Consider the following 13,847-nt stretch of genomic DNA (forward strand, 5'->3'; position numbering starts at 1 on the left):
CCAATGACCACCTCCACATATAGCGGTCATGACCTTCCTGCCAGGCTCCTTCAGGCTTTGGCTCCCTGGCGCAACGCGCCAACCTGGCATATCGGCTTTTCCGGTGGCCTGGACTCCACGGTGCTGTTGCATCTTCTGGCTGAACTGGCCAAATGCGAAACCTTGCCTGTCTTACACGCCATTCACGTTCATCACGGCCTGCAGGCCGCTGCCGATGCGTGGCCTGAACATTGTCGGCAGGTTTGTCAGGCGCTGGGTGTGGCATTTGAGCTGGTTCGGGTAAGCGTCGATCCTGGTGCGAGCATCGAGCAGGCTGCCCGGCAGGCGCGTTACACCGCTTTCACTGGCAGGCTGGCTGAGGGGGATGTATTGCTCACCGGCCAGCACCGTGACGATCAGGCCGAGACCCTGTTGTTCCGCCTGCTGCGCGGCGCTGGTGTACGCGGTCTGGCTGCCATGCCCGATCGGCGAATTCTGGGGCGTGGGCATCTGGTGCGACCGCTGCTGGCAGTGTCTCGTGCCGAACTTGAAGGCTACGCGCATCAGCACGGCCTGAATTGGGTCGAAGACCCGAGCAACGACGACTCCCGATTCTCGCGCAACTTCTTGCGCAGTGACGTGCTGCCATTGCTGACCTCCAGATGGCCTCACGCGGCGGCCAGTCTGGCGCGTACGGCGGGCCACCTTGGCGAAGCACAGCAATTGCTGGACGAGCTTGCCGTGCAGGATCTGGCCAGTGCCCAGGCCACGACGCCATTTGCCTGGCTTGGCTTGCCGGTGCTGAGGTTGGGCCCGCTTGCCGCGCTGTCCGCAGCAAGGCAGCGCAATGCACTGCGCCACTGGCTTGCGCCGCTGACGCGTCTGCCGGACACCGATCACTGGGCTGGCTGGGAGGCATTGCGCGACGCGGCGCAGGATGCCCGTCCGCTGTGGCGGCTTGCCGATGGCGAGCTGCACAGGGCGCAGGGCTGCCTTTGGTGGGTGCCGGTTGACTGGGGACGCGACTGTCACCGGGTAACAGACTGGCCCGACTGCCGTACACCGCTGCACTTGCCGGGCAATGGCTGGGTAAGCCTTGAAGGTGATGCGCCGTGTGGCGCTCTGCAAATCCGCTACCGGCAGGGAGGAGAGCTGATGCTCCTCGGCGGACGCGGCAGTCGTGATCTAAAACGGCTGCTAAATGAGCAGGCTGTACCGGTTTTTCTGCGCGGCAGATTGCCGCTGCTTTACTGCGATAATGACCTGCTGGCCGTCGCCAACCTGCCTGGACTGGACGGTTCGCCCAATGAAAGCTGGCGTTTGCACTGGGTTGTACCGACCAGCGACCAAAGTTTGAGCTGAAAGGCCCTTTCAGGTAGACTACGCTCCCTTCTTGATACAACTTCTGTTGGTTCTTTTGAAACAACGCAAGTTGCCGGTTACCAACCAGTGTTTACTGGGTAATTCTTAAAATGTAGCGCGCACCACACTGGCTTCGGCCGGTCGGTTTCAACGCAGCAGTTTCGGGAGTGCACCGTGAATTTTGTCGGTAATCGGGGGCTTCGGCCTTCCTTCGCTATCCCCGGCGGCTCTGACCGCTTTAACGCAGACTTCTAGGGTTTTTCATGACGCGCTACATCTTCGTCACGGGCGGTGTTGTTTCTTCATTGGGGAAAGGCATTGCCTCGGCTTCATTGGCGGCCATCCTGGAGGCGCGGGGACTCAAGGTCACCATGCTCAAACTGGATCCCTACATCAACGTGGACCCAGGCACCATGAGCCCGTTCCAGCACGGTGAGGTGTTCGTCACTCACGACGGCGCCGAGACCGACCTGGACCTTGGTCACTACGAGCGGTTCATCCGCACCACCATGACCCAGAACAACAACTTCACCACCGGCCGTGTGTACGAACACGTCCTGCGCAAAGAGCGCCGTGGTGATTATCTGGGGGCGACCATTCAGGTCATTCCGCATATCACCGACGAAATCAAGCGCCGCATCATCAAGGGTGCAGGCGATGCCGACGTGGCGCTGGTCGAAATCGGCGGTACGGTGGGTGACATCGAGTCGCAGCCGTTCCTCGAGGCCATCCGCCAGTTGCGTTTCGAAGTCGGCGCACGCCGCGCGATGCTGATGCACCTGACGCTGGTGCCTTACATAGCCACTGCCGGCGAGACCAAGACCAAGCCGACTCAGCATTCGGTGAAAGAATTGCGCTCAATCGGTCTGCAGCCTGATGTACTGGTCTGCCGCTCCGACCACCCGATCGACGTGTCCTCGCGTCGCAAGATCGCTCAGTTCACCAACGTTGAAGAGCGTGCGGTTATCGCCCTTGAAGACGCGGACACCATCTATAAGATCCCGGGCATCCTGCATTCGCAAGGCCTGGACGATTTTGTGGTCGAGCGCTTCGGCCTGCAATGTGAGGGTGCCGATCTGTCCGAGTGGGACAAGGTCGTCGACGCCAAGCTCAACCCCGAGCACGAAGTCACCATCGCGATGGTCGGCAAGTACATGGAGTTGCTCGACGCCTACAAGTCGTTGATCGAAGCCATGAGCCACGCCGGTATCACCAACCGTACCAAGGTGAACCTGCGTTATATCGATTCCGAAGACATCGAAAACCAGGGCACCGGCCTGCTGGAAGGCGTGGATGCGATTCTGGTTCCAGGCGGCTTTGGCCTGCGCGGCGTCGAGGGCAAGATCACTGCCGTCCAGTTTGCACGGGAAAACAAGGTGCCGTATCTGGGCATCTGCCTGGGCATGCAAGTGGCGGTCATCGAGTTCGCACGTAACGTGCTGGGCTGGAAAGACGCCAACTCCACCGAGTTCAACCGTACCAGCGCGCACGCCGTGGTGGGTCTCATCACCGAGTGGGAAGATGCCACCGGTGCAGTCGAAACCCGTACCGAAAGTTCCGATCTGGGCGGCACCATGCGTCTAGGGGCACAGGATTGCCAGCTTGAAGCCGGTTCGCTGGTACACGACTGCTACCGCAAGGACGTGATTGTCGAGCGTCATCGTCATCGCTATGAAGTGAACAACAACCTGCTGCCACAACTGATCGAGGCAGGCCTGAAGATTTCCGGTCGCTCCGGCGACGGTGCGCTGGTTGAAGTGGTCGAAGCACCGGATCATCCATGGTTCGTCGCTTGCCAGTTCCACCCGGAATTCACTTCCACGCCCCGTGACGGTCATCCGCTGTTCAGCGGTTTCGTCAAGGCGGCACTGGCTCAACATCAGAAAAACTCCTGACAGGGACTTCACACATGGCTCAGAAAACAATTCGCGTAGGTTCGATCGAGATCGCCAACGACAAGCCAATGGTGCTGTTCGGCGGCATGAACGTACTCGAGTCCCGGGATATGGCCATGCAGGTCTGTGAAGAGTACGTAAGGGTGACCGAAAAGCTCGGTATCCCTTACGTGTTCAAAGCCAGCTTCGACAAGGCCAACCGCTCTTCGGTGAATTCCTACCGCGGGCCGGGCCTTGAAGAGGGCATGCGCATTTTCGAAGAGATCAAGGGCACCTTCAACGTGCCGCTGATCACCGACGTGCACGAGCCTCATCAGGCGGCCGTGGTTGCTGAAGTGTGCGACATCATCCAGTTGCCGGCCTTCCTGTCGCGTCAGACCGATCTGGTCGTTGCGATGGCGAAGACCGGAGCAGTCATTAACATCAAGAAAGCCCAGTTTCTCGCACCTCAGGAAATGAAACACATCCTGACCAAGTGCGAAGAGGCGGGTAATGATCAGTTGATTCTGTGCGAGCGGGGTTCCAGCTTCGGTTACAACAATCTGGTGGTGGACATGCTCGGCTTCGGCGTCATGAAGCAGTTCGAATACCCGATCCTGTTCGATGTGACACACGCCCTGCAGATGCCGGGTGGTCGCTCCGATTCTGCCGGTGGCCGCCGCGCTCAGGTCCTGGATCTGGCCAAGGCCGGCATCAGCCAGAATCTGGCCGGCCTGTTCCTTGAAGCGCATCCGGACCCTGACAACGCCAAATGCGACGGTCCGTGTGCCTTGCGTCTGGACAAGCTGGAGCCGTTCCTGGCCCAGCTCAAGTCACTGGATGAACTTGTCAAAAGTTTTCCGATCGTAGAGACCGCTTGAACAGGGTTCTCCGGTAAAGTGCCGTTCCCCGTCATTCGTGACGGGGTTGTCGCATTCAGACCTGCCTTTTTCTGCGTCTGACTGCGAGCATTGTTTTCCCAGCTGCGTCGTTTTCGTCAATCTTGGAGTGTTTACAACAATGGCAAAAATCGTCGACATCAAAGGTCGTGAAGTTCTCGACTCCCGTGGCAATCCCACTGTGGAAGCAGATGTGGTCCTCGATAACGGCATCGTTGGCAGCGCTTGCGCGCCGTCTGGTGCTTCAACCGGCTCGCGCGAAGCGCTGGAGCTGCGTGATGGCGACAAGAGCCGTTACATGGGCAAGGGCGTTCTGAAGGCTGTAGCCAACATCAACGGCCCTATCCGTGACCTGCTTCTGGGCAAGGACCCGGTTGACCAGAAGGCTCTGGATCACGCGATGATCAAGCTGGACGGCACCGAGAACAAGGCAAGCCTGGGTGCAAACGCAATTCTTGCGGTCTCCCTGGCAGCTGCCAAGGCGGCGGCTCAGGATCAGGATCTGCCGCTGTACGCGCACATCGCCAACCTCAATGGCACACCGGGCGTGTACTCCATGCCGGTGCCGATGATGAACATCATCAACGGTGGCGAGCATGCCGATAACAACATCGACATCCAGGAATTCATGATCCAGCCTGTCGGCGCCAAAACCTTCGCTGAAGGCCTGCGCTGGGGTACCGAGATTTTCCATCACCTCAAGGCAGTGCTCAAGGCGCGTGGCCTGAACACCGCTGTCGGTGACGAAGGCGGTTTCGCCCCCAACCTTGCGTCCAACAAAGACGCGCTCGACGCTATTGCCGAAGCCGTCGCCAATGCGGGTTACACGCTGGGCACCGACGTGACCCTGGCGCTGGACTGCGCGGCGAGCGAGTTCTACAAGAACGGCAAGTACAAACTCAGCGAAGAGGGCGAGTACAGCTCCGCCGAGTTTGCCGAATACCTTGCCGAGCTGACGCGCAAGCATCCGATCATTTCCATTGAAGACGGTCTGGACGAGTCTGATTGGGATGGCTGGAAAGTTCTCACCGACAAGATCGGCGAGAAAGTCCAACTGGTCGGTGACGACCTGTTCGTGACCAACACCAAGATCCTGAAAGAAGGCATCGACAAGAAGATTGCCAACTCGATTCTGATCAAGTTCAACCAGATCGGCTCCCTGACTGAAACGCTGGAAGCCATTCAGATGGCCAAAGCTGCCGGTTACACTGCGATCATCTCTCACCGTTCCGGCGAAACCGAAGATTCGACCATTGCCGACCTGGCTGTGGGCACGTCTGCCGGTCAGATCAAAACCGGTTCGCTGTGCCGCTCCGACCGCGTTTCCAAGTACAACCAACTGCTGCGCATCGAGGAGCAATTGGGCTCCAAGGCCGCGTATCGTGGTCGTGCCGAGTTTCGCGGTTGAGCCATAGATGGTAAAAAGACGCAGAGTGCTGTACAGATTCGAGTCACCTGACTTGCCTGTGCAGCTCCGATGCTGACGCTCCGCAGTAATCTGGAGTGATTGAGCCTGGCTTATGTCAGGCTCAATGCCCTCAGTCGTTTGTTGTTCACGTTGGCTCTGCTGTCTTTTTTACTGGGTACCTGATATTTCAATGCGCAGTCCTAACTGGTTGTTCCTCGTCCTGCTCCTGTTGCTGGCTGGCTTGCAGTACCGCCTTTGGGTCGGTAACGGAAGCCTTGCGCAAGTGGCCAGCCTGACTCAGCAGATTGCCGACCAGCACGCTGAGAATGAGGTGCTGCTGGAGCGCAACCGCGTGCTTGATGCCGAGGTCATGGAGTTGAAAAAGGGTCTGGAAACCGTCGAAGAGCGTGCCCGACATGAATTGGGCATGGTCAAGGACGGCGAAACCCTTTACCAGCTCGCGCAATAATCAAGTTGGTGCAATGAAAGACTTTCTTCCTGCCTTCTGGGCAGTGATACCTGCAGCGGGCATTGGTGCTCGCATGGCAGCTGACCGTCCCAAGCAATATTTGCAACTGGGCGGCCTGACAATTCTTGAACACAGCCTGCTTTGCTTTCTCGATCACCCCCGGCTCAAGGGACTGGTGATCAGTCTGGCTGTGGACGACCCTTACTGGGCTGCATTGCCCTGCGCTAAAGACACTCGCATTCAGCGGGTGGATGGCGGCAGCGAGCGCTCAGGCTCGGTGCTCAATGCGCTTCTGTACCTGCATGCGCAGGGCGCGAGTGACAATGACTGGGTGCTGGTGCATGACGCTGCGCGTCCTAATCTGGCGCGCAGTGATCTGGATAATCTGCTCGGCGAGCTGGCTGACGACCCGGTTGGCGGCCTGCTGGCTGTACCGGCCCGCGATACCCTCAAGCGTGCCGACAGCAATGGTCGCGTGCTTGAAACCGTCGACCGGAGCCTGATCTGGCAAGCATTCACGCCGCAGATGTTTCGTCTTGGGGCCCTGCATCGCGCCCTGGCGGACAGCCTGGTGTCGAACGTGAACATCACCGATGAGGCATCGGCGATCGAGTGGGCAGGGCAGTCGCCGCGATTGGTCGAAGGTCGGTCCGATAACATCAAGGTCACTCGCCCCGAGGATCTTGAATGGTTGCGTCAACGCCGCACTGAGTTCGGCCGTTAGCTACTGGCGGTACTCATCACGCATCGCCAATCCTTCCTTAAGGTAGTCCACCAGCTTGCGTACCTTGGGCGACAGGTGCCTTTGCTGCGGATAGAGCGCCCAAACGGCAGTATTGGGCGGTTGATGGGCTTCCAGCAATGAAACCAGCGTTCCGTCATTGAGGTGTTTCTGCACGTAATAGTCTGGCAACTGACACAGGCCAACCCCATGTAGCGCGGCATCCAGAACCGCCTGACCGCTGTTGCAGCGCCAGTTGCCTTGCACTCTCTGAGAAAACTCGCGGCCATTCTGCTGAAGCTGCCAGGTATCGCTGCCCCCGACCAGACAGTTGTGGCGATTCAGTTCCGACAGGCTGTGAGGTCGCCCGTAGCGTTCAATGTAGGAAGGCGCAGCACACAGATACATTTGCCGTGGCGCGAGGCGGGTTGCAACCATGCGCGAATCCTGTAGCCGGCCAAGGCGAATCGCCAGATCCATCCCTTCATGCACCAGATCGAGCGTTTCATTGCTCAGCTCAATGTCGACCCGCAAGTGCGGATACAGGTCCATGAAGCGTGTCACCAGGGGCGTGATGAAGCGCTCGCCATAAGCCACAGCGCAGGTCATGCGCAGCAACCCTTTCGGCTCGCTGGCCAGATCGCCTACAGCGCGCAGTGCTTCTTCGCGGCCGTCCTGCAAACGTTGGCAGTGATGTAAAAACGTTTGACCAGCCTCTGTCAGCGCGACCTTGCGCGTGCTGCGATAAAGCAAACGGGTTTGCAGTCGTTCTTCAAGGCGCACGATCTGGCGGCTGATATGTGACGAGGAAACCCCAAGCCTTTGTGCAGCCGCTGTGAACTGGCCGCATTCAGCGACCGCAACGAATTCGTCCAGACCTTCCCAGCGATTGATGTGCATCGATTATCCCTGTACAGCATTAATGTTTTGCTTTTAGCCGTATTACTCGCCAATTGGCACTGTACTACACTGCAAACCTTGTTTTTACCCGTCGGAGAAGTTTGATGATCAAGTCGCGCGCTGCTGTCGCTTTTGAAGCCAAAAAGCCATTGGAGATCGTTGAAGTCGATGTCGCCATGCCCAAGGCGGGAGAAGTGCTGCTCAAAGTAGTGGCCTCCGGCGTCTGCCATACCGATGCCTACACACTTTCCGGTGCCGATCCCGAGGGGATTTTTCCGTCGATCCTCGGCCACGAAGGCGGTGCGATTGTCGAAGCCATTGGCGAAGGTGTCACCTCTGTCGCGGTCGGCGACCACGTCATTCCGCTGTATACCCCGGAATGCCGTCAGTGCAAATTCTGCCGCTCGGGCAAGACCAACCTGTGTCAGGCGATTCGTGCCACTCAGGGTAAAGGCCTGATGCCGGATGGCACCACGCGCTTTTCCTACAAGGGCGAGCCGATTTTCCACTACATGGGCACTTCGACCTTCTCCGAATACACCGTACTACCGGAAATCTCGGTGGCCAAAATCGACAAACAGGCACCGCTGGAAAAAGTCTGCCTGCTGGGTTGTGGTGTCACCACCGGTATCGGTGCGGTGCTCAACACTGCCAAGGTCAAGCCTGGCGATACCGTGGCGATCTTCGGTCTGGGCGGTATCGGCCTCTCAGCACTGATCGGCGCGGTCAAAGCCAAAGCGTCTCGAATCATCGCCATCGATATCAACCCGGCCAAGTTCGAGATCGCCAAACAGTTGGGCGCGACTGATTGCGTCAATCCGAAAGATTTCGACCGTCCTATTCAGGAAGTCATAGTTGACATGACTGATGGCGGGGTGGATTTCTCCTTTGAGTGCATCGGCAATGTACAGCTCATGCGTGCAGCGCTGGAATCCTGCCACAAGGGCTGGGGCGAGTCGGTCATCATCGGCGTGGCCGGTGCCGGTCAGGAAATCTCTACCCGTCCGTTCCAACTGGTGACAGGACGCGTCTGGCGCGGTTCGGCATTTGGTGGCGTGCGTGGCCGCACCGAACTGCCAAGCTATGTCGACATGGCGCAGACCGGCGAAATTCCGCTGGATACGTTCATTACCCATACCATGGGCCTGGAAGACATCAACAAGGCGTTCGACCTGATGCATGAAGGCAAAAGCATCCGCACCGTCATTCATTTTTGAGGAGCGGCGGCAAGCGGCAAGCACGAAGATTTGTTACATGCTTGTAGCTTGCCGCTTGCAACTGGAGGAAGCGACATGCCTTTGGAAAATATTTCCTGCCAGAAAAGCTTCGGCGGCTGGCACAAGCGTTACAAACACCACTCTCAAGTACTGGGTTGTGACATGGTGTTTGCAGTCTATCTGCCGCCGCAGGCAGAGCAGGGCGGCAAGCTGCCCGTGTTGTACTGGCTTTCCGGCCTGACCTGCACCGACGAGAACTTCATGCAGAAAGCCGCCGCTCACCGGCTTGCGGCCGAGCTGGGCATTATCATCGTGGCACCTGACACCAGTCCACGCGGTGCCGACGTAGCTGACGACCCTGACGGCGCCTGGGATTTCGGTCAAGGGGCGGGCTTCTATCTCAACGCCACCGAACAGCCTTATGCGCGGCATTACCAGATGCATGATTACGTCGTCAGGGAGCTGCCAGCCCTTATCGAAGAGCACTTCCCGGCGTCAGAGGCACGCAGTATCAGCGGGCACTCGATGGGCGGGCATGGGGCGCTGGTCTGCGCACTGCGCAATCCTGGCCGCTATCGCTCGGTATCGGCGTTTTCGCCGATCAGTAACCCGATCGATTCCCCCTGGGGGCAAAAGGCATTTTCCCGTTATCTGGGTGAAGACCGTTCCCGCTGGCGCGAGTGGGATGCCAGCGTTCTGATTGCGCAGGCTTCCGAAAAGCTGCCGACGCTGGTGGATCAGGGTGATCGTGATGATTTTCTGGTCAATCAGCTCAAGCCTGAAGTTCTGGTTCAGGCCGCCAAGGCTGCTAACTATCCGCTGACCTTGCGGATGCAGCCAGGTTATGACCACAGCTATTTCTTCATCGCCAGCTTCATCGAAGAGCATCTAAGGCATCACGCTGAAGCCTTGAACAGCTAACGAGCGCCAAAGCAGGTAGAATCACGCCCTGACTTTTTTCAGGGCGTTTTTTTATGCGTATTGGCCATGGCTATGATGTGCACCGTTTCGCTGAAGGCGACTTCATTACCTTGGGCGGCGTGCGGATTGCACACGGGTTCGGCCTGCTGGCCCATTCCGATGGCGATGTCCTGCTGCATGCCCTGAGCGATGCGCTTTTGGGGGCCGCGGCACTGGGCGATATCGGCAAGCACTTTCCTGACACCGATCCGCAATTCAAGGGTGCCGACAGCCGCGTGCTGCTGCGTCATGTCCTCAAGCAGATCCACGGCAAAGGCTGGAAAGTCGGTAATGTCGACGCCACCATCGTTGCCCAGGCACCAAAAATGGCGCCGCATATCGATGCCATGCGTGCCTTGATCGCTGAAGATCTGCAGGTTGAGCTGGATCAGGTGAACGTGAAAGCGACAACGACAGAAAAACTCGGCTTTACCGGGCGCGAAGAAGGCATCGCGGTGCATGCCGTTGCGTTGTTGCTGCGCGCATGAATGAACTTGAACTGCTTGGCCCCAGGGCCTACGGCGATGCACTGGGTCGTGCAGCCCTCAAGGCGACTGCCGAAGACTTTCAGGTCGACGAGGTGCTGGACATTCCGCTTTCAGGCGATGGCGAGCATTTATGGCTGTGGGTCGAAAAACGCGGCCTGAATACCGAAGAGGCGGCACGTCGGCTGGCCCGGGCCGCGGGGGTGCAGTTGCGTACGGTCAGCTATGCCGGTCTCAAGGACCGCCAGGCACTGACCCGCCAGTGGTTCAGCATTCAACTGCCGGGCAAAGCCGATCCTGATCTGTCGGCCGCGCAGGACGATACGCTGCAGATTCTCAAAAGCACTCGACATAAGCGCAAGCTGCAACGCGGTGCTCACGCTGCGAATGGCTTTACGTTGCGGCTTACGCAACTGGATGCCGACACGGACGCTTTGAATCAGCGTCTTGAAACCATTGCCCGGCAGGGCATCCCCAATTATTTCGGCGCGCAGCGTTTCGGTTATCAGGGCGGAAATCTTGGCGAAGCACGCGATTACGCTGCCCGCAAAGCGCTGCCTGAGCAACGTGCGGTGCGTTCGCGACTGTTATCCACGGCGCGCAGCTATCTGTTCAATCGAGTACTGGCAGCCCGCGTTGCCGATGGCAGCTGGGAAAAGGCTCAGGTAGGGGATTTGCTGGCTTTCACCGACAGCCGCAGCTTTTTTCCGGCGGGCGTTGATGAGTGCAGCGATCCTCGGCTGGCGATTCTCGATCTGCACCCTACCGGGCCGCAGTGGGGTGAAGGCCCTTCGCCAGCCGGTGGCGCGACGGCAGAACTGGAAAATGCCATCGCCAATGATGAGTCTGCGTTGCGTGACTGGCTGGTCAGAGCGGGCATGGAGCACGAACGACGCATCCTGCGACTGCCCATTGGGCGGCTGACGTGGCATTATCCCGAGTCTGACATTCTGCAACTGGAATTCGTCCTTCCGCCCGGATGCTTCGCCACCGTTTTAGTGCGCGAACTCATTGATCTGGTGCCGGTTGGGCAGACGGACAGCCCATGCGTATTCTGATATCAAATGATGACGGGGTGAACGCGCCCGGTCTTGTCGCGCTCCATGCGGCGCTGGCGGACTATGCCGAGTGCGTAGTGATCGCCCCTGATCAGGACAAAAGCGGTGCCAGCAGTTCCCTGACACTCGACCGGCCCTTGCACCCACATGCACTGGCCAATGGCTTCATCAGTCTCAATGGTACGCCGACCGACTGCGTGCATCTGGGGATTCATGGGTTGTTGGAGCATCAACCGGACATGGTGGTTTCAGGTATCAACCTGGGTGCCAATCTGGGCGACGATGTACTGTATTCCGGAACGGTCGCTGCAGCGCTTGAAGGGCGTTTTCTGCAGCGCCCGTCGTTTGCCTTTTCGTTTCTGTCACGTCAGCCGGATAATCTGGCGACGGCGGCGCATTACGCGCGCTTGCTGGTCGAGGCCCATGAGCAACTCGACCTGCCACCCCGCACGGTATTGAACGTGAATATTCCCAACCTGCCGCTCGAGCACATCCGCGGCATTCAACTGACCCGATTGGGGCATCGTGCCCGCGCTGCGGCGCCGATCAAGGTCGTCGACCCGCGTGGCCGCGCTGGTTACTGGATCGCTGCTGCCGGTGATGTCGAGGACGGCGGCGCCGGGACCGACTTTCATGCGGTCGTACAAGGCTATGTATCGATCACGCCGTTGCAGCTGGATAGAACCTATCAGGACGGATTCAGCAGCCTGAACACCTGGCTGGAGGGACTTCGTTGATGTCACGCGAGCAGGATGATTTATTGCGTCGAGGGATCGGAATGACATCGCAGCGTACCCGCGAGCGTCTGATTCAGCGACTCTGTGAAGAGGGCATTTCCAACCAGCGGGTATTGGACGTCATTCGCAAGACGCCACGGCATCTGTTTGTCGATGAAGCGCTGGCGCATCGTGCCTATGAAGACACAGCGCTGCCCATTGGCCACAACCAGACGATTTCCCAGCCTTACATGGTCGCGCGGATGAGCGAGCTGCTATTGGCAGCCGGTCCGCTGGACAAGGTTATGGAGATCGGTACGGGGTCGGGCTATCAGACCGCGGTGCTGGCACAGCTGGTGGAGCGTGTATTTTCGGTCGAGCGTATCAAAGTCCTTCAGGACCGCGCCAAGGAGCGTCTGGTCGAGCTCAATCTGCGCAACGTGGTTTTCCGCTGGGGTGACGGCTGGGAAGGCTGGCCTGCCCTGGCGCCGTATAACGGCATCATCGTCACGGCAGTGGCAACCGATGTACCGCAGGCGCTGCTTGATCAACTGGCACCTGGAGGCCGGCTGGTCATACCGGTGGGTTCGGGAGAGGTTCAGCAATTGATGCTGATCATCCGTGAAGAAAACGGTTTTTCCCGGCACGTACTGGGAGCTGTGCGCTTTGTGCCACTGCTCAACGGACCGATCGCGTGAAGATTGTCTGCGGTAAACAGTGAATTCTGGCGTCAGTCATCGGTCTACAGCGCGCGGCCCGGAATGTTGAATGGCCTGATGGCATCATTTCATGCAGCTGATTGATACATAACAACGTTTTTCAACGGTTAATCACTGGTTGCCCATCGCTATTACGGCACAATAGGCATCTTTTTTGAATTCAGTCACCAGTAAAGGGAGTGGCGGGTGAGTCTCACAGTCATTCAGCAGCTCAGGTCTTCAAGAAGTTATCAGCGTCTGGTGATTGGCATTGCTCTCAGTGTCCTTTTGGTCGGCTGCTCCAGCACGCCTTCAGGCGGGGTTCGTGTCGTTGATCGCAACGGCAATGCCGTTGCCCAGCGTCCGACGGTAACTACCGGCCAATACGTGGTAAGGCGCGGTGACACGCTTTTTTCCATTGCATTTCGTTACGGCTGGGACTGGAAAGCGCTGGCTGCCCGCAATCAGATCCCCGAGCCGTTTACCATCAAGCCAGGTCAGACAATTCGCTTTGACGGGCGCTCGTCTTCAACGCAGGACGTAGCTTCTACCTCCGGTGCAGGACGCCCGGTGACGTCTACATCAACCAGCACCAGCAGTTCCGGTTCGGTCAAAACTACGGTTATTTCCAAGCCTGTTGCGGTTGTACCTGTGGTGATACCTCCTTCTGCGACCACCGGGACAGGCCCGGCCGGCAAGTCTCCGACGGGTTGGACCTGGCCTTCAAGTGGCATTTTGATAGGAAAATTTTCCTCAAACGGCAGTTTGAATAAAGGAATTGATATCGCTGGTGATTTGGGACAGCCTGTTTTGGCAGCGTCTGATGGTTCAGTTGTTTACGCCGGAAGTGGATTACGGGGCTACGGCGAATTGATCATCATCAAACACAGCGATACCTACGTCAGTGCCTACGGTCATAATCGCAGGCTTTTGGTACGGGAAGGTCAACAGGTCAAGGCAGGGCAAACGATTGCCGAAATGGGGTCAACAGGAACTGACCGGGTGAAGCTGCATTTTGAGATTCGCCGCCAAGGGAAACCTGTAGATCCATTGGGATTTTTGCCACGTCGTTGATAGTTGCCAGCCTGTTCCAGGCGTATT

General features: G+C 58.2%; 14 protein-coding genes. 13 read left to right on the top strand and 1 reads right to left on the bottom strand.

The genetic code is table 11. The features are described 5' to 3' along the window. The first annotated feature begins 3 nt into the window (after positions 1 to 3). From tilS to ispD, 6 genes are all read left to right on the top strand, one after another. Positions 4 to 1,341 (top strand): tRNA lysidine(34) synthetase TilS, encoded by a 1,338-nt coding sequence (gene tilS, locus KP808_RS06805; RefSeq protein WP_230017862.1) that lies wholly within the window; start codon positions 4 to 6, stop codon positions 1,339 to 1,341. 263 nt (positions 1,342 to 1,604) lie between these two features. Then, a complete protein-coding gene (locus KP808_RS06810) occupies positions 1,605 to 3,236 on the top strand; it encodes a CTP synthase (RefSeq protein ID WP_002554712.1) in 1,632 nt (543 codons plus the stop codon). A 14-nt stretch (positions 3,237 to 3,250) separates the two neighbouring features. Further along, positions 3,251 to 4,096 carry a 3-deoxy-8-phosphooctulonate synthase gene (gene kdsA / locus KP808_RS06815; RefSeq protein WP_230017864.1) on the top strand — a complete coding sequence of 282 codons (846 nt, stop codon included), beginning with the start codon at positions 3,251 to 3,253 and terminating at the stop codon, positions 4,094 to 4,096. Positions 4,097 to 4,235: 139 nt separating this feature from the next. Further along, entirely contained in the window at positions 4,236 to 5,522 is a 1,287-nt protein-coding gene (eno, locus tag KP808_RS06820; protein ID WP_057421376.1) for a phosphopyruvate hydratase, read from the top strand. Positions 5,523 to 5,712: 190 nt separating this feature from the next. After that, on the top strand, positions 5,713 to 5,991 hold the full coding sequence (ftsB, locus tag KP808_RS06825; RefSeq protein WP_002554710.1) for a cell division protein FtsB: 279 nt from the start codon (positions 5,713 to 5,715) through the stop codon (positions 5,989 to 5,991). A gap of 13 nt (positions 5,992 to 6,004) precedes the next feature. Beyond that, on the top strand, positions 6,005 to 6,715 hold the full coding sequence (ispD, locus tag KP808_RS06830) for a 2-C-methyl-D-erythritol 4-phosphate cytidylyltransferase (RefSeq protein WP_230017865.1): 711 nt from the start codon (positions 6,005 to 6,007) through the stop codon (positions 6,713 to 6,715). On the opposite strand, the gene KP808_RS06835 is transcribed toward ispD, so the two are convergent. Then, positions 6,716 to 7,606, bottom strand: a complete 891-nt coding sequence (locus tag KP808_RS06835) for a LysR family transcriptional regulator (protein ID WP_170947352.1) — start codon at positions 7,604 to 7,606, stop codon at positions 6,716 to 6,718. It abuts the gene before it with no gap. Positions 7,607 to 7,716: 110 nt separating this feature from the next. Here KP808_RS06835 and KP808_RS06840 point away from each other — a divergent pair, with 110 nt between their 5' ends. The 7 genes from KP808_RS06840 (at position 7,717) to KP808_RS06870 (ending at position 13,820) form a co-directional block, all read left to right on the top strand. Continuing rightward, positions 7,717 to 8,829: an S-(hydroxymethyl)glutathione dehydrogenase/class III alcohol dehydrogenase gene (locus KP808_RS06840; RefSeq protein ID WP_002554707.1), complete on the top strand. Its 1,113-nt coding sequence runs from the start codon at positions 7,717 to 7,719 to the stop codon at positions 8,827 to 8,829. Positions 8,830 to 8,904: 75 nt separating this feature from the next. Then, on the top strand, positions 8,905 to 9,750 hold the full coding sequence (gene fghA / locus KP808_RS06845; protein WP_058407346.1) for an S-formylglutathione hydrolase: 846 nt from the start codon (positions 8,905 to 8,907) through the stop codon (positions 9,748 to 9,750). Between the two features lie 53 nt (positions 9,751 to 9,803). After that, positions 9,804 to 10,277: a 2-C-methyl-D-erythritol 2,4-cyclodiphosphate synthase gene (gene ispF, locus KP808_RS06850; RefSeq protein ID WP_002554705.1), complete on the top strand. Its 474-nt coding sequence runs from the start codon at positions 9,804 to 9,806 to the stop codon at positions 10,275 to 10,277. Next, positions 10,274 to 11,332 (top strand): tRNA pseudouridine(13) synthase TruD, encoded by a 1,059-nt coding sequence (truD, locus tag KP808_RS06855; RefSeq protein WP_058399662.1) that lies wholly within the window; start codon positions 10,274 to 10,276, stop codon positions 11,330 to 11,332. Before ispF ends, truD begins: the two co-directional genes overlap by 4 nt. Next, entirely contained in the window at positions 11,320 to 12,069 is a 750-nt protein-coding gene (gene surE, locus KP808_RS06860) for a 5'/3'-nucleotidase SurE (RefSeq protein ID WP_058399663.1), read from the top strand. The genes truD and surE overlap by 13 nt, the downstream gene beginning before the upstream one ends. Before the next feature lie 41 nt (positions 12,070 to 12,110). Then, positions 12,111 to 12,746, top strand: a complete 636-nt coding sequence (locus KP808_RS06865; RefSeq protein WP_002554702.1) for a protein-L-isoaspartate(D-aspartate) O-methyltransferase — start codon at positions 12,111 to 12,113, stop codon at positions 12,744 to 12,746. Between the two features lie 207 nt (positions 12,747 to 12,953). Continuing rightward, complete coding sequence (locus KP808_RS06870; protein WP_002554701.1) at positions 12,954 to 13,820, top strand: peptidoglycan DD-metalloendopeptidase family protein; 867 nt, start codon at positions 12,954 to 12,956, stop codon at positions 13,818 to 13,820. Positions 13,821 to 13,847: the final 27 nt, after the last annotated feature.

This window comes from Pseudomonas savastanoi (assembly GCF_020917325.1).
Classification (GTDB): domain Bacteria; phylum Pseudomonadota; class Gammaproteobacteria; order Pseudomonadales; family Pseudomonadaceae; genus Aquipseudomonas; species Aquipseudomonas amygdali.